The 15,531-nt window shown below is 73.4% G+C and carries 12 protein-coding genes; 5 read left to right on the forward strand and 7 right to left on the reverse strand.

Annotated features, from left to right (window positions below; translation table 11 throughout):
- The first annotated feature begins 322 nt into the window (after positions 1–322).
- On the forward strand, positions 323–4,888 hold the full coding sequence (gltB, locus tag PKE99_RS06060) for a glutamate synthase large subunit (protein WP_037043861.1): 4,566 nt from the start codon (positions 323–325) through the stop codon (positions 4,886–4,888).
- Positions 4,881–6,332: a glutamate synthase subunit beta gene (locus PKE99_RS06065; RefSeq protein ID WP_037043305.1), complete on the forward strand. Its 1,452-nt coding sequence runs from the start codon at positions 4,881–4,883 to the stop codon at positions 6,330–6,332. The genes gltB and PKE99_RS06065 overlap by 8 nt, the downstream gene beginning before the upstream one ends.
- A gap of 93 nt (positions 6,333–6,425) precedes the next feature.
- Here the strand turns inward: PKE99_RS06065 and PKE99_RS06070 are convergent, their stop codons facing one another.
- From PKE99_RS06070 to PKE99_RS06085, 4 genes are all read right to left on the reverse strand, one after another.
- Entirely contained in the window at positions 6,426–7,364 is a 939-nt protein-coding gene (locus tag PKE99_RS06070) for a cation diffusion facilitator family transporter (protein WP_425566457.1), read from the reverse strand.
- 384 nt (positions 7,365–7,748) lie between these two features.
- Complete coding sequence (locus PKE99_RS06075) at positions 7,749–8,195, reverse strand: nitroreductase family deazaflavin-dependent oxidoreductase (protein ID WP_037043303.1); 447 nt, start codon at positions 8,193–8,195, stop codon at positions 7,749–7,751.
- A gap of 99 nt (positions 8,196–8,294) precedes the next feature.
- A complete protein-coding gene (locus PKE99_RS06080) occupies positions 8,295–8,546 on the reverse strand; it encodes a hypothetical protein (RefSeq protein ID WP_037043301.1) in 252 nt (83 codons plus the stop codon).
- A gap of 71 nt (positions 8,547–8,617) precedes the next feature.
- Positions 8,618–9,286: a DedA family protein gene (locus PKE99_RS06085; protein ID WP_037043300.1), complete on the reverse strand. Its 669-nt coding sequence runs from the start codon at positions 9,284–9,286 to the stop codon at positions 8,618–8,620.
- A 165-nt stretch (positions 9,287–9,451) separates the two neighbouring features.
- Between PKE99_RS06085 and PKE99_RS06090 the strand changes: the two genes are divergently transcribed.
- A complete protein-coding gene (locus PKE99_RS06090) occupies positions 9,452–9,979 on the forward strand; it encodes a DUF1697 domain-containing protein (RefSeq protein WP_037043298.1) in 528 nt (175 codons plus the stop codon).
- Positions 9,980–10,039: 60 nt separating this feature from the next.
- Positions 10,040–10,864, forward strand: a complete 825-nt coding sequence (locus PKE99_RS06095; RefSeq protein ID WP_156067380.1) for a hypothetical protein — start codon at positions 10,040–10,042, stop codon at positions 10,862–10,864.
- Between the two features lie 28 nt (positions 10,865–10,892).
- Here PKE99_RS06095 and PKE99_RS06100 read toward each other — a convergent pair whose 3' ends face one another.
- Both PKE99_RS06100 and PKE99_RS06105 read right to left on the reverse strand, forming a co-directional pair.
- The gene (locus tag PKE99_RS06100; protein ID WP_081923953.1) at positions 10,893–12,146 is read right to left on the reverse strand and encodes a flavin-containing monooxygenase; all 1,254 of its coding nucleotides are present in this window, start codon (positions 12,144–12,146) and stop codon (positions 10,893–10,895) included.
- A gap of 31 nt (positions 12,147–12,177) precedes the next feature.
- Positions 12,178–12,909, reverse strand: coding sequence for a Crp/Fnr family transcriptional regulator (locus tag PKE99_RS06105; protein WP_156067378.1), 732 nt, complete (start codon positions 12,907–12,909; stop codon positions 12,178–12,180).
- A gap of 136 nt (positions 12,910–13,045) precedes the next feature.
- Between PKE99_RS06105 and PKE99_RS06110 the strand changes: the two genes are divergently transcribed.
- Positions 13,046–14,389: an ABC1 kinase family protein gene (locus PKE99_RS06110; protein ID WP_037043852.1), complete on the forward strand. Its 1,344-nt coding sequence runs from the start codon at positions 13,046–13,048 to the stop codon at positions 14,387–14,389.
- Between the two features lie 2 nt (positions 14,390–14,391).
- Here the strand turns inward: PKE99_RS06110 and PKE99_RS06115 are convergent, their stop codons facing one another.
- Positions 14,392–15,489 (reverse strand): MFS transporter, encoded by a 1,098-nt coding sequence (locus tag PKE99_RS06115; protein WP_063739705.1) that lies wholly within the window; start codon positions 15,487–15,489, stop codon positions 14,392–14,394.
- Between the last annotated feature and the right edge of the window lie 42 nt (positions 15,490–15,531).

Below are 15,531 nucleotides of genomic sequence, written 5' to 3' on the forward strand. Positions count from 1 at the left end.
CGTCGGCGTGTCACTCTTTCCCCGGAGAGACCGCATCCGACGCCGCGTGCGGTCCCCAAGTGCAAGCCGCCGGCCGGGCCCGAAGTCGGGCACCGGCCGAGACACGTGCGTCCGAACACCAGCAGGAGACGACTGAGGCGCAGTCCGGACGGTGCACCCGAACGGACCAGCGTCAGCGTTCCGTCGGAGCATCGCTGTATTCTGGACCCCCTTGTGGAACCACCCACACGTCGTCCCGATGCGAAGTCGGGGTGCACCGAGACGACAGGAGGAGCTGTTGGCTGCGATCAGCAACCGCCCCGGCGCCACGGAGACCACTCCGGTGACGAGCGCGCCGGTGCCCGGCGGGCTCTACTCCCCCGAGCACGAGCACGACGCCTGCGGCGTCGCGATGGTCGCCGACCTGCAGGGCCGGCGCGACCACTCGATCGTCGAGAAGGCGCTGACCGCGCTGCTCCGGCTCGAACACCGCGGCGCCCGGGGCGCCGAGGAGAACACCGGCGACGGCGCGGGCATCCTGATCCAGGTCCCGGACGCCTTCTACCGGGAGGTCGTCGACTTCGACCTGCCCGAGGCGGGCGCGTACGCCACCGGCATCGCGTTCCTCCCGCGTGACGAGGCGAAGGCCGACGAGGCCGTCGCCCGGATCAACGATCTGGCCGCCGAGGAGAACCTCCGCGTGCTCGGCTGGCGCGAGCTGCCGACCGACCCGGAGAAGGCCGACCTCGGCCCCACCTCGCTGGCCGCCATGCCCGGCTTCCGCCAGCTGTTCGTGGCCGGTATCGAGACGGGCATCGTGAAGCCCCCGCCCACCGGCATCGAGCTGGAGCGGCGCACCTTCTGCCTGCGCAAGCGGGTGGAGCACGAGACCGGCGTCTACTTCCCGAGCCTGTCCCCGCGGACCGTGGTCTACAAGGGCATGCTCGCCGAGCCACAGGTCGAGGCCTTCTACCCCGACCTGTCGGACCCGCGCGTCACCACCGCCCTGGCCGTGGTGCACTCGCGCTTCTCCACCAACACCTTCCCGGCGTGGCCGCTGGCGCACCCGTACCGGTACGTCGCGCACAACGGCGAGATCAACACCCTGCGCGGCAACCGCAACTGGATGAAGGCGCGCGAGGCGCTGCTGGAGTCCTCGGTGCTGCCGGGCAACCTGGACCGGCTGGTCCCGATCGTCACGCCGGACGCGTCGGACTCGGCGACCTTCGACGAGGTGCTGGAGCTGCTGCACCTGTCGGGCCGCTCGCTGCCGCACGCCGTGCTGATGATGATCCCCGAGGCGTGGGAGAACCACGCCGAGATGGACCCGCTGCGCCGCGCCTTCTACGAGTTCCACTCGAACCTGATGGAGCCGTGGGACGGGCCCGCGCTCGTCGCCTTCACCGACGGTACGCAGATCGGCGCGGTGCTCGACCGCAACGGCCTGCGCCCGGCCCGCTACTGGGTCACCGAGGACGGGCTGGTCGTGCTGGCGTCCGAGGTCGGCGTGCTCGACGTCGACCCGGCGCAGGTCGTGCGCAAGGGCCGGCTGGAGCCGGGCCGCATGTTCCTGGTCGACACCGAGGCGGGCAAGATCGTCGCCGACGAGGAGATCAAGGGCGAGCTGGCCGCGTCGCTGCCGTACGGCGAGTGGCTGCACGCCGGCCGCATCGCCCTCGAGGACCTGCCCGAGCGGCAGCGCGAGGTGCCCGCGCACTCCGAGCTGACCCACCGCCAGCAGTCCTTCGGCTACACCGAGGAGGAGCTCAGCGTCCTCCTCAAGCCGATGGCGGCGACCGGCGCGGAGCCGATCGGCTCGATGGGCAACGACGCGCCGCTGGCGCTGCTGTCCGAGAAGCCGCGGCAGATCTACGACTACTTCATCCAGCTGTTCGCGCAGATCACGAACCCGCCGCTGGACGCGATCCGCGAGGAGCTCGTGACCTCGCTGCGCTCGCTGCTCGGCCCGGAGCAGAACCTGCTCGAGGCCGGCCCGGCGAACTGCCGGCGGATCGTGCTGCCGTTCCCCGTGCTGGGCAACGACGATCTCGCCAAGATCGTCCACATCAACGACGACGGCGACCTCCCGGGCTTCGCGACCTACACCGTCAAGGGCGTCTTCAAGGCGGCCGAGGGCGGCGAGGGCCTGCTGCGGCGGCTCCAGGAGATCCGCGGCGAGGTCTCCGAGGCGATCCAGAACGGCGCCCGGCTGATCGTGCTGTCCAGCCGCGGCGTCGACCCGCAGCACGCGCCGATCCCGTCGCTGCTGCTCACCGGCGCGGTGCACCACCACCTGGTCCGGGAGCGCACCCGCACGCAGGTCGGCCTGGTCGTCGAGTCCGGCGACGCCCGCGAGGTGCACCACATCGCGCTGCTGATCGGCTACGGCGCGTCCGCGGTCAACCCGTACATGGCGATGGCGACCGTCGAGGACCTCGCCGAGCGGGGCGACATCCCGGGCGTCGACGCCAAGACGGCGGCGAAGAACCTGGTCAAGGCGCTGGGCAAGGGCGTGCGCAAGACGATGTCCAAGATGGGCATCTCCACCGTCGCCTCGTACACCGGCGCGCAGATCTTCGAGGCGGTCGGGCTGGGGCAGGAGGTCGTCGACACCTGCTTCACCGGCACCACCTCGCGGCTGGGCGGCGTCGGCTTCGACGTGCTCGCCGAGGAGGCGCTCAAGCACCACCGGCGCGCCTTCCCGGCGGACGGCACCCGGGCCAGCCACCGCGCGCTCGTCGTCGGCGGCGAGTACCAGTGGCGGCGCGAGGGCGAGCTGCACCTGTTCAACCCGCAGACCGTGTTCAAGCTCCAGCACTCGACCCGCTCCGGCCGGTACGAGATCTTCAAGGAGTACACGAAGGCGGTCGACGACCAGGCGAAGCGGCTGATGACGCTGCGCGGGCTGTTCTCCTTCAAGGAGGGCCTGCGCCCGCCGGTGCCGATCGACGAGGTCGAGCCGGTCGAGTCGATCGTCAAGCGGTTCGGCACGGGCGCCATCTCCTACGGCTCGATCAGCCAGGAGATGCACGAGACCCTGGCCATCGCGATGAACCGCCTCGGCGGCAAGTCGAACACCGGCGAGGGCGGCGAGGACCCGGAGCGGTTCACCCCGGACCCCAACGGCGACTCGCGGCGCAGCGCGATCAAGCAGGTCGCGTCCGGCCGGTTCGGCGTGACCAGCGAGTACCTGGTCAACGCGGACGACATCCAGATCAAGATCAGCCAGGGCGCCAAGCCCGGTGAGGGCGGCCAGCTGCCCGGCGGCAAGGTCTACCCCTGGATCGCCGAGACCCGGTACTCCACGCCGGGCGTCGGCCTGATCTCCCCGCCGCCGCACCACGACATCTACTCGATCGAGGACATCAAGCAGCTCATCCACGACCTGAAGAACGCCAACCCGCGGGCCCGCATCCACGTGAAGCTGGTCAGCCAGGTCGGCGTCGGCACGGTCGCGGCGGGCGTGGCGAAGGCCTTCTCCGACGTCGTGCTCATCTCGGGCCACGACGGCGGCACCGGCGCCTCGCCGCTGTCCTCGATCAAGCACGCGGGCGGCCCGTGGGAGCTCGGCCTGGCCGAGACCCAGCAGACGCTGCTGGCCAACAACCTGCGGGACCGGATCGTCGTGCAGACGGACGGCCAGCTGAAGACCGGCCGGGACGTCGTCATCGCCGCCCTGCTGGGCGCCGAGGAGTTCGGCTTCGCCACGGCCCCGCTGGTGGTCAGCGGCTGCATCATGATGCGCGTCTGCCACCTGGACACCTGCCCGGTCGGCGTCGCGACGCAGAACCCGGCGTTGCGCGAGAAGTTCGACGGACGTCCCGAGTACGTCGTCAACTTCATGCGGTTCGTGGCCGAGGAGGTGCGCGAGCACCTGGCGGCGCTGGGCTTCCGCACCCTCGAGGAGGCCGTGGGCCACGCCGAGGTGCTCGACACCGACGCGGCGCTGCACCACTGGAAGACCCGGGGCCTGGACCTCCGGCCGATCTTCCACGCGCCGGAGCTGCCCGAGGGCGCCTCCCGGCACCGCACCCAGGCGCAGGACCACGGCCTGGAGAAGGCGCTGGACAACACGATGATCCAGCTGGCCGAGGGCGCGCTGAAGAGCGGCGACAAGGTCCGCCTGGACCTGCCGGTGCGCAACGTCAACCGGACCGTCGGCACCATGCTCGGCTACGAGCTGACGAAGCAGTGGGGCCGCGAGGGCCTGCCGGACGACACGATCGACGTCACGCTGACCGGCTCGGCCGGGCAGTCGCTGGGCGCCTTCGTGCCGAAGGGCATCACGCTGCGGATGGTCGGCGACACGAACGACTTCTTCGGCAAGGGCCTGTCCGGCGGCCGGCTGATCCTGCGGCCCGACCCGTCGGCGCCGTTCACGGCCGAGGAGAACATCATCGCGGGCAACGTGATCCTGTACGGGGCCACGTCGGGCGAGATGTTCATCCGCGGCATCGTCGGCGAGCGCTTCTGCGTCCGGAACTCCGGCGCCGTGGCGGTCGTCGAGGGCGTGGGCGACCACGGCTGCGAGTACATGACCGGCGGCAAGGTGGTCGTGCTCGGCAAGGTGGGCCGCAACTTCGCGGCCGGAATGTCCGGCGGCATCGCCTACGTGCTCGACCTCGAGGCGGGTGACCGCACCCTGGCCAAGCGGGTGAACCCCGAGATGGTCGACATGGACCCGCTCGACGACGCGGACCGCGAGTTCCTGCGGACGTACGTCGAGAAGCACCACGCGGAGACCGACTCCCCGGTCGCCCGCGACCTGCTCAAGGACTGGGACGTGGCGGTGGAGCGCTTCGGCAAGATCATGCCGAAGGACTTCAAGCGGGTCCTGCAGGCCCGCGAGCAGGCAGAGAAGGATGGCCGCGACGTCAACGCGGCGATCATGGAGGCCGCACATGGGTGACCCGAAGGGCTTTCTGACCACTCCGCGCGAGACGCCGAAGCGCCGGCCCGTCGACCTGCGGCTGATGGACTGGCGCGAGGTCTACGAGGACTTTCCGCGCGCGACGCTGGAGAAGCAGGCGGGCCGCTGCATGAACTGCGGCATCCCGTTCTGTCACCAGGGCTGTCCGCTGGGGAACCTCATCCCCGAGTGGAACGACCTCGTCTACCGCAAGGACTGGCGCGAGGCGATCGAGCGGCTGCACGCCACGAACAACTTCCCGGAGTTCACCGGGACGCTGTGCCCCGCCCCGTGCGAGGCGGCGTGCGTGCTCGCGATCAACGACGACGCCGTCACCATCAAGCAGGTCGAGGTCGAGATCATCGACCGCGCCTGGGACGAGGGCTGGGTGACCCCGCAGGTCGCGCAGACCAAGACGGGCAAGAAGGTCGCCGTCGTCGGCTCCGGGCCGGCCGGGCTCGCCGCCGCGCAGCAGCTCACCCGCGCCGGGCACGAGGTCGTCGTGTTCGAGCGGGCGGACCGGATCGGCGGGCTGCTCCGCTACGGCATCCCCGAGTTCAAGATGGAGAAGTCCCGGCTCGACCGGCGGCTCGAGCAGATGCAGGCCGAGGGCACGCACTTCCGCGCCTCGGTCGACGTCGGCGTCGACGTCACCACCGAGCAGCTCCGCGAGGAGTACGACGCCGTCGTGCTCGCCGGCGGGGCCACCGCGTGGCGGGACATCCCGGCCAAGGGCCGCGAGCTCGAGGGCATCTACCAGGCGATGGAGTTCCTGCCGTGGGCCAACCACGTGCAGCAGGGCGACCTCGACGCCCCGCCGATCACCGCCGAGGGCAAGCACGTCGTGATCATCGGCGGCGGTGACACCGGGGCCGACTGCCTGGGCACCTCGCACCGGCAGAAGGCCGCGTCGGTCACCCAGCTCGAGATCATGCCGACGCCCCCGGAGCACCGCACCGAGGGCATGCCCTGGCCGACCTACCCGATGGTCTACCGGGTCTCCTCGGCGCACGAGGAGGGCGGCGAGCGGCTGTTCTCGGTCAACACCACCGAGTTCGTCGACGACGGCCACGGCAAGGTCAAGGCGCTGCGGCTGGTCGAGGTCACCCGCGGCGAGCGGGGCTTCGACCCCGTCGAGGGCACCGAGAAGGAGATCCCGGCGGACCTGGTCCTGCTGGCGATGGGCTTCGTCGGCCCGGAGAAGGGCAAGCTGCTCTCCGAGCTGGGCGTGGAGCTCGACGAGCGCGGCAACGTCGCGCGGGACCAGAACTACATGTCCAGTGTCGACGGCGTGTTCGTCGCCGGCGACATGGGCCGCGGCCAGTCGCTGATCGTGTGGGCGATCTCCGAGGGCCGCTCCGCGGCCGCGGGGGTCGACGCCTTCCTGACCGGGCGGGAGGTCCTCCCGCGCCCGATCAACCCCACGGACCGTCAGATCGCCTGACGCGTCCCTGATCGCACCGACGGCACTTTCGTGCGCACCTGGCGCGCGAAAGTGCCGTTCGTGCATTCCGGCGCCGGCCGGCCGCCCCGCCTCTCAGGCGAGGGTGCGGCCGTAGCGGTCCAGCACCCGCCCGCGCATGACCGGGTCGGTCCGCGGGACGGGTTCGAGGAAGATCTCGGCGAGGTCGGTGAAGCTCTTCCGCAGCTCGGCGTCGATCTCCACGCAGGCCCGCTCGACGTCGGCGGCGCCAAGCGAGTCGTCGAAGTCCAGGCGGGCGCAGAGCAGCACGCTGTCGGTGCCGAGCTGCATGGTCAACAGGTCCACCACGGCGTCGACCTCGGGACGGTCCTGCAACGCCCGGCGGATGGCCGTGACCAGCCTCAGATCCGCCTGCCGGCCGATCAGCAGGCCCTTGTTGGTGCGGCCCAGGATGTAGGCGACGCAGGCCAGCAGCAGCCCGATCAGCAGCGACGCGACCCCGTCCCACACCCCCGAGCCCGTCAGCTGGTGCAGCCCGACGCCCGCGAACGCGAGCAGCAGGCCGATCAGCGCCGCGCTGTCCTCGAAGAACACGGTCTTCACGGTGGGGTCGTCGGTCCCGCGCAACCAGCGGAAGAAGGTCGTCTCCTCGGCCGCCGCCTCGCGCCGCACCTGGCGCACCGCCTGCAGCCACGAGGTGCCCTCCAACAGGAACGACACCCCGAGCACGCCGTACGCGACCCAGGCGAGGGTCTGCTCGGCGCTCTCGCCGAGGATCGTCGTGACGCCCTCGTAGATCGCGAACACCCCGCCGGACACGAAGATCGAGACGGCGGCGATCAGCGCCCAGAAGAAGCGTTCCTTGCCGTAGCCGAAGGGGTGGCGACGGTCGGGCCGGCGGGCCGAGCGGCGCAGCGCGGCCAGCAGCAGGCCCTCGGTGGTGGTGTCGGCGACGGAGTGGGCGGCCTCGGCCAGCATCGCCGACGAGCCCGTCAGCAGGCCCGCCACCAGTTTCAGGACGCCGATCGCGGCGTTCGCGGCGCCCGCGATCAGGACGGTGAGGGTGCTCTCGCCGCCCGAGCCACCCTCGTCCGAGCGGTCGCGGTCCGGAGCGTCGGAGGGAGCGGGCCCGTCGGCCGCGGAGCGTTCCACCACAAAACGAACCTAGCGCCCGCCCCCGCGGCCCGCCGGGCGTCGGGAGGGTTGTCCGGAAGATCCGGTCCGGCGCCGCGCGGTCGCCACCGCGCGATCATCGGGAGGTCGTTGCCGCGGCACGCAGTCCGGCGCGGGAGCGACCGATCGGCGCATCTCGTGCCACGTTCGGCGGGACTGGTGGGGTTCGTGGGATTCCGACCGAAACCCCGGGCGGCCCGCCGCGTTGAACCCGACACCGGTGCCGGTGGACTGGGGAGCCCCCACCGGCACCGGACAGCAACCTCACCGGAGGCGGAAGGCGGGGAAGCCCGGGGCGGCCGCACGGAGCGCGTCGTCGGGCGAGTCCTTGTCGAGGTCCTCGAAGAAGGCACCGACCTCCCAGGCCCACTTCCGCAGGTACTCGCGCAGGATCGGGAGCTTCTCGTCGTCGTCGAGCTCGACGGCGGTGAACGTCTCGACCCGCCGGCCGAGGCGCAGCTCGCCGGTGCCCGCGGCCCGGAGGTTCCGCACCCACTGCGTGTGGCCCCGTGGCGCGACCAGGTACCGCTCCCCCTCGACCTGCAGCAGGTTCACCGGCGTGGTGCGCCACTGCCCGCTGGTGCGGCCGCGGACGGCCAGCACGCGGCTGCCCATGACGCTGATACCGGCCCGGGTCAGTGCGGCGACGATCCGGTTGAACACGGCGGTGCCGCTCTTCGGGGCCAGGTAGCGCTGCTGCGGCTCGATCATCGTGACTCCTCGTCTCGTTCGAGAGCAGTGCTCTCTCGATGTCGTGAGTGAACCGCAGGACCGCCCTCCGGTCAAGAGCAGCGCTCTCGATTCTGTGCGCTACTCGCGGTCGAGCTCGAACGCGTCCTCGCCGATCCAGACCCGCAGGCCGTCGGCGTCGTCGGTGAGGAAGCCGTCCTCCTCCTCGCCCAGCTCGCGCGCCGCACCCAGCGCGCGGGCGTTGTAGCGCACCCTGCCGTCCCCCAGGTCGACGGGCCGGTACTCGCGGGCCAGCCGCGCCGTCCGGCTCTCCGTGGCCAACCAGGCCGCGTTCTGCTCCCCCACCTCGACCACCCACGCCTCGTCGCGCACCCGATCATTCTCGGCCCGCACACACGTGCGGCCCGTCTCAGCGTGAGACGGGCCGCAGGAGTGGAACGGGGTCAGCGTGCCAGCGCGGGCTCCGGGGTGGCGACCGGGGCGACCGTGGCGGCCGCACGCCGGGCCAGCACACGGCGGCGGATGCGCCGGGCGGCCTCGAAACCGCCCGCCGTGACCACCGCCATGATCATGCCGGCGGCGAGGCAGAGCAGCGGGTTGCCCTTGGTGATCGGGCCGAGCACCGCGCCGACCAGCAGCATGTACACGCCCCAGATGGCCGAGCTGGCCGCGGTGGCGGGCAGGAACATCCGCACCGGCAGCCGCACGCGCCCGCACGCGGCGGTGCTCACCAGCCGCCCGCCGGGGACGAGCCGCGCGCCGACGCAGGCGACGATCGGCCTGCTCCAGAGGTTGCGCCGGACCCACGCGCCCAGCCCGTCGTCCTTCTGGCCCGCGCCGCGCAGGAGCCGGTTCGAGCTGCGGCCGAGGGCGTACACCGCCACGTCGCCGAGCATCGAGCCGACCATCGAAGCGAGGAACAGCCCGAGCACGCCGACGACGTCGCCGGTGCCGAACGCCGCGGCCGCGCCCACCGTCAGCAGCGTCTCGCTGGGCAGCACGGGGAACGGGCCGTCGAACGCGATCAGCACCGCGAGCACCGGTAGCAGCCACACGCTGTGCAGCACGGCGTCGAAGAGCGCCACGAGGGCGCCGGCGTCGAGAAGCTGCACGAGGGGGTCCTTCCCACGGGGGTCTCGCGGAGTACTCGGACCAGAGTCCCAGAACGTCACGGCAGGGTCACGGGGGAACACCCCCGTCCCGTCCCCGAGGTCAGCCGGATGCGCTCCGTGTGCGGTGAGCGGTCGGGTCGCCGGGGCGGGTGTAGGTTCCCGCCCGTGTCGGGCTACGCGGTGCTCCTGCGGGGCGTCAACGTCGGCGGCAACAAGAAGGTCGCGATGGCGGAGCTGCGCGAGATGCTCACGGGCCTCGGGTACACGCAGGTCAGGACGCTGCTGCAGAGCGGCAACGCCGTCCTCGCCGCCGACGAGCCCGCCGCGGTCGTCGCCGAGCGGGTCGAGGAGGCCCTCGCCGAGCGGTACGGCACGGAGATCAGGGTGCTGGCGCTGACCCGGGCCGACCTGGAAGCGGCGGCGGACGGACATCCCTTGCGTGACGTTGCCGACAACGGCTCCCGGATGCTCGTGCTCTGGCTCTTCGGCGAGCCCCCGCCGGGCGCGCCGAGCCCCGCCGAGCTCGACCCGGACCGGATCGTGGTGCGCGGCGGGCTGATCTACCAGTGGTGCCCGGACGGGATCTCGAACTCCCCGGACGTCGCCGCGTTCGTGCGCAAGGCGTGGAAGGTGCCGACCACCGGCCGCAACTGGAACACCCTGGAGAAGCTGATCGGGGCGATCCCCGACTGAGCCCCGGCGGTGGGCCCCGACCCCGTGCCCGACGACGGCGGATCGTGCGAGGGTGCCCGGATGGCCGGCGAGGACCGCGAGGGCGGCGAGCAGGTGCTGCGGACGGCGACCGCGGTGGCGCGCGAGGTCCTGGGCGACCGCCTGAGCGCCGCGTTCGCACTGGGCAGCCTGGCCCACGGCGGCTTCGCCCCGCTCGCGAGCGACATCGACCTGGCGCTGGTCCTCGACTCGCTCCCCGACGACGTCGGCGCCCGCGTCGCCGCGATCCGGCGCGCGACCGTCGAGCGGGCGGGGAACCCGCTCGCGGAGCGACTGTCGGTCTTCTGGTCGGACTGGCACGGCGTCCGGCACGGGGCCGGCCCGTGCTCGCGGCTCCCGGCGGTGGACCGGCTCGACCTCCTCGACGACGGCCGCCTGCTGTACGGGGTGGACGAGCGGGGCGACGCGACCCGTCCCGCTCCGACCACGCTGGTCGTGGAGGCGGCGCAGTTCGCCGTCGAGAGGTTCGACCGGGCCTACCTCGCCGCCCTGCACAGGACGGAGGAGCAGGTGGCCGCCGGCCCGCGGGTGGCGAGCAAGGCGGCGATGTTCCCGATCCGCTTCCTCTACACGCTCGCGTCCGGTCGCATGGGCCACAACGGCGCCGCGGCGACCTGGTACGGGCGGCACGGAGCCCACGCGCCGCTCGCGCACGCCGCCATGCGGTGGCGCGAGTCCGGCATCGACGACGCCGCCGCGGCGGTCCGCGACCTCCGGGCGCATCTGGTCGGCGTGTACGTCGAGTTCTTCGACGCCTACGCCCCGGCCGTGGCCGCCGCAGGTGAGGGGCCGGTCGCCGACGCCCTCCTCGGCCGCCGGGCCGAACTCCTGTCCGCGGCGCCCTGAGGCCCGTCGGCGCGCCCGTGGTGCACGTTCAGATGGTCCGGACGACGTCGAACGCGGCCGGGCGGGGCCTGCGCCGGGTCCCCGTCCCGTTCCCGTGCAGCGTCCGCGCGACCTCATCGGCGACCGTAGCCGCGTCACCCGGGAACCCGAAGAAGTTGCCCGAACACCGGCGGAGCAGCCACCGCAGCCCGAGGTACCAGATCCCCGGGAGCGCTCCCGCGGCGCCGCGGCGCACCGGCCGGCCGCCGTCGCGCAGCACGGGGTGCAGCCACGAGAAGTCCCCCGCGTACCCGGTGCACCAGATCACCGTCCCGATCCCGGCCGCGCCCAGGTCGAGGCTCGTCGGCGGGGTGATGTCCACCGGCTCGTCGGCGGGGTCGGGTTCCGGGGCGGGCACGGCACGACCGGTGCGCCGGAGGTGCTCGTCGAGCAGCGTCCTGATCCGTGCGGCGAACGCGTCGGCGGCGGTGATCGTGGCCGAGGTGCTGTCGTCGAAGCGGAGCCGCCGGCCGTCGATCCCGACGAGCCGGCCGGTCAGGACCGCGCCCCGCCGGACCAGGGTCTGCAGGCTGGCGCTGCGACCGCCGGGGGCGAGCAGCGGCTGTGGCGCGTGCACGACCGAGGGGTCGGCCAGGTCGTCGGCTCGCTGGTCGAAGAACCCGCTCTCGGCGAGCCACTCGATGGTCTCCCTCCCGGCGTGCCGGGCTGGGGCGCGACCGGCGCGGGAGGTCGCGAGGACGACCCGCCGTCCGGCGCCGAGCAGCTCGTCCGCGATCTGGTAGCCCGACTGCGCGCTGCCGACGACGAGCACCGCGCCGGCAGGCAGCAGCTCCGGCCGGCGGTAGCCCGCGGCGTGGAGCTGGACGATCCCGGACGGCAGCAGCCCGGCCGCGCGCGGCGTCCGGGGGACGCTCTCCCCGCCCGTGGCCACGACGACGGTGCGCGCGTGCAGCGGGCCTTCGCCGGTGCGGAGCAGCCAACCGCCCCCGTCCGGCATCAAGGAGGTCACGGGGACCTGTTCGCGCACGGGGCACCGCGCGGCCAGGAGCTCCAGGCGCCGGCACACCTGGGCGGCGGTCAGGTACGAGCCCGCCGGCTGCGCCCCGAGCATCGGGTTCATCCACCCCGGGTTGTTGAGGCGCAGCGAGTCCCACCGCTGGGTGCGCCAGGTCCGGCCGGCGACACCACGCTCCAGCACCACGTGGTCGATCCCGCGGTTGCCCAGCGCGATGCTGGCCGCGAGTCCGGCCGGGCCCGCTCCGACGACCACACAGTCAGCCATCCCGGAACGATAGGTTCGTGGTCGCGGCCGGTCAGGGACCTGTGTTCCACCCGTCCGGCGGTCGGAACGCCTCCGCCGACAGGCGCTCGGGCGCCAGGATCCGGACGCCGTGCCGGCCGGTCTCGAGCACCCCCTCCCGGCGCAGCTCGCGCAGCGTGCGGACCACCACCTCGCGGACGGTGCCCACGGCGTCGGCCAGCTCCTGCTGGCTGATCGGCGCGACGAGCTCGGGTCCCTGCTGGCACTGCGCGGCGAGGTCGAGCAGGTGCCGGCCCACGCGTTGGCGGACGGTGGAGAAGGCCGACCCGCCGATCTCCGCGGCGAAGGCGGTGGCGCGCTCGCTCAGCTCGTGCAGGAGCGCCCGGGCCACCCGGACGTCCCGGTCGGCGAGCCCGCGGACCACGCCCGGCCGGATCGCCAGCAGCTCCGAGTCGACCACCGCCTGGGTCGTGACCGGCATGACGAACGGCTCGGCGTAGAGGGACAGCGTCCCGATCAACGCACCCAGCGGGCAGTACCTGACGGTGAGCGTGCGGCCGTCGGGGGCACTCGCGTGCACCCGCACCAGACCCCGCACGACCAGTTCGACGTGGCGCTCGTCCTCACCGACGCGGTGCATCGTGTCGCCCGCCGACACACCGACGCACCGTGCGCCCTCCAGCAGCGCGGCGGTGAGTCCGGGAGGCAGCCCGCGCAGGTGCGAGGCGGCGAGAGCCGCCCTGACCCGCCCGTCCAGCGGCGCCGCGGCGCCGTCCACCACCACGAACGGGCACGCTAGCCGCACTCCCGGCCACCGGCCCACGCGAATGACACCCCGCGGTCGGGGTACGGGACCGGGTGCCGGGCTGCGCTCCCGCCGCGTGACAGTAGGGTCACCGTGGGTTGCGGAAAGGGGTGTGATGGCGGACGAGAGGGCGGACCGGGGCGTCCCCCGCAACGGGTTCGGCCGTTCCGCGCGGCTCGCCTCGCTGCCCCTCACGTTCGCCGGCCGGGCCGTCAGCGGCTGGGGGCGCACGCTCGCCGGGGCCGACGCGGACGAGGTCACCGCCACCACTCTCGCCCGCAACGCCGAACAGCTCTTCGCCGTGCTCGGCTCGCTCAAGGGCGGGGCGATGAAGCTCGGCCAGGCGCTGTCGGTCTACGACGCGATGATCCCCGCCGAGATCGCCGGGCCGTACCAGGAGGCCCTGGCGAAGCTCCAGACGTCGAGCCCGCCGATGCCGGTCGCGGACGTCCACCGGATGCTCGCCGAGCAGCTGGGCCGCGGCTGGCGGGAGCGGTTCACGGAGTTCGACGACGAGCCGCGCGCCGCCGCGAGCATCGGCCAGGTGCACCGGGCCGTCTGGCGGGGGTCGAACGGCCGGCCCCGGGACGTCGCCGTCAAGGTGCAGTACCCCGGCGCCGACCTCGCCCTCGACTCCGACCTGCGCACCCTGGAGCGGTTCTCCCGGCTGTTCGGCGCGATCTTCCCCGCGCTCGACGCCCGCGCCCTGGTCCGGGAGCTGCGCGAGCGGACGATGGAGGAGGTCGACTACCGGCTCGAGGCCGACCGCCAGCGCGCCTTCGCGGCCGGCTTCGCCGACTGGCCGGGCCTGCGCATCCCTGGGGTGGTGGCGTCGGCGCCGAAGGTCCTGGTCACCGAGTGGCTCGACGGGTTCCCGCTGCGGGAGCTGCTGGGCGGGCGCGGGGCCGAGGAGGACCGGGACCGGTTCGGGCACACCGTCGTGGAGACGATGTTCGCCTCGCCCGCCCGGGTCGGGCTGCTGCACGCCGACCCGCACCCCGGCAACTTCCTCGTGCTGGCGGACGGCAGCGGACTCGGCATGATCGACTTCGGGGCGGCCGCGAGCCTGCCGGACGGGATCCCGCCGGTGCTCGTGCGGATCCTCGGGCTCACCGCGGAGCAGGACGCCGAAGGCCTCGACCGGCTCCTGCGCGCCGAGGGCTTCCTCGCCCCCGGGGCCGAGACCGCCGACGTCCTCCGCTGGGTGGGCGCGCTGGCCGACCCGCTGCGCGTCGAGAAGTTCCACTTCACCGAGGAGTGGATCGCGCGGCAGGGAGCCCGGGTGGCCAACCCGACCAACCGGGCCTACCGCGACACCGGCCGCGCGCTGTCCTTCCCGCCCGAGTACGCGCTGGTCATGCGGGTGCTCTCGGGGTGGATGAACATCCTCGCGCGGCTCGACTGCACCGTGGCCGCCCGCGGCCTCGTCGAGCGCTGGGTGCCCGGCTTCGCCGGCTGAGCTCACGCACGCCGCAGCAGCCACCACACCGCCGGGGCGAGGACCAGCAGGCCGACGGCGACCGCCGGCGTCCCGCCCAGGCCCCAGGTCGCGAACACCGCGAGCGCCACGAGCTCGGTGCCGAGCGCCGAGACCGAGGTCGACGTGGCGCGGGCCCGGCCGGAGAGCCGCTCCTGCACGCGGGTGTCCGTGACGACCTGGGCGCACTGCTGCAGGGCGTAGTACGTGCCGAGGGCGGCCAGGCCGACCGCTCCCCCGTGCCCGGCGGCCAGCAGCGCGGCGGCGGCCGGCAACAGCAGCGTCGCGAGCCCACGCCCACGCAGGACCCCGGCCCGCCCACCCAGGGCGGCACCGGCCGCCCCTGCGAGCGCGACCAGCACCAGGAGACCGGGCACCGCGACGAGCGCCACCGCCTCCTGCTGACCCACGATCAGCGGGAAGTACTCCTCCAGCGCGTCGACCCCGCCGACCAGCGCGGCCGCGAGCAGGGCCCCCCGGACCGCGCGGCTGCCGACGGCCTCGGCGAGCCCGGCGCGCAGGGTCTGCCAGTACGTGAGGTCCTCGGCGGTCTCGTCCGGGCCGTCGTCCGGCGGACCGGCGCGCGGCGGGTCGGGGAAGGCGACGGTGAGCACGGCTGCGGCCAGGCAGGACCCGACGCTCACCCAGCCGACCAGCGTGTACCCGCCCGTCGCGACGAGGACCGTCGCGGCGGCCGCCGAGGGCACCTGTGCGGCGTGCCCGGCCGCGGTGACGAGTCCGCGGACCCCCGCGTACCGGTCGGCCGCCTCCGCGGCGCTCAGGACCTCGTAGACGAGGGCCTCGACCGTGCCGCTGAACAGCGACGTCCCGACGCCCCACACGACGAAGCCCGCGGCGAACCCGGGGAAGCCGGGCGCGAGCAGCCACAGGACGTAGGCCGCGGCCTGCAGGACCCCGCCCGCGGCGAGCACCCGCCGTCGGGAGAACCGGTCGGACAGGGCGCCCGAGGGCACCTCCGCGACCAGGCCCGTGACCGACCAGACCGCGAAGAGCGCGGAGATCTCCGCCCCGGACATGCCGTGCTCGGCGAAGAAGAGCGCGTAGAGGGGGTAGAGCGGCACGACGTCGGCGAGCAGGGCCCAGCCGACGACGAGGCGCGCCGG

Source organism: Pseudonocardia halophobica, assembly GCF_027922425.1.
GTDB classification, from domain to species: Bacteria; Actinomycetota; Actinomycetes; order Mycobacteriales; family Pseudonocardiaceae; genus Pseudonocardia; species Pseudonocardia halophobica.

Coding starts and splice junctions, on each gene's coding strand:
- PKE99_RS06065 (WP_037043305.1), top strand. CDS start 4,881: ATGGGTGACCCGAAGGGCTTTCTGACCACTCCGCGCGAGACGCCGAAG.
- PKE99_RS06075 (WP_037043303.1), bottom strand. CDS start 8,195: ATGATCGAGCCGCAGCAGCGCTACCTGGCCCCGAAGAGCGGCACCGCC.
- PKE99_RS06095 (WP_156067380.1), top strand. CDS start 10,040: ATGGCCGGCGAGGACCGCGAGGGCGGCGAGCAGGTGCTGCGGACGGCG.
- PKE99_RS06100 (WP_081923953.1), bottom strand. CDS start 12,146: ATGGCTGACTGTGTGGTCGTCGGAGCGGGCCCGGCCGGACTCGCGGCC.
- PKE99_RS06110 (WP_037043852.1), top strand. CDS start 13,046: ATGGCGGACGAGAGGGCGGACCGGGGCGTCCCCCGCAACGGGTTCGGC.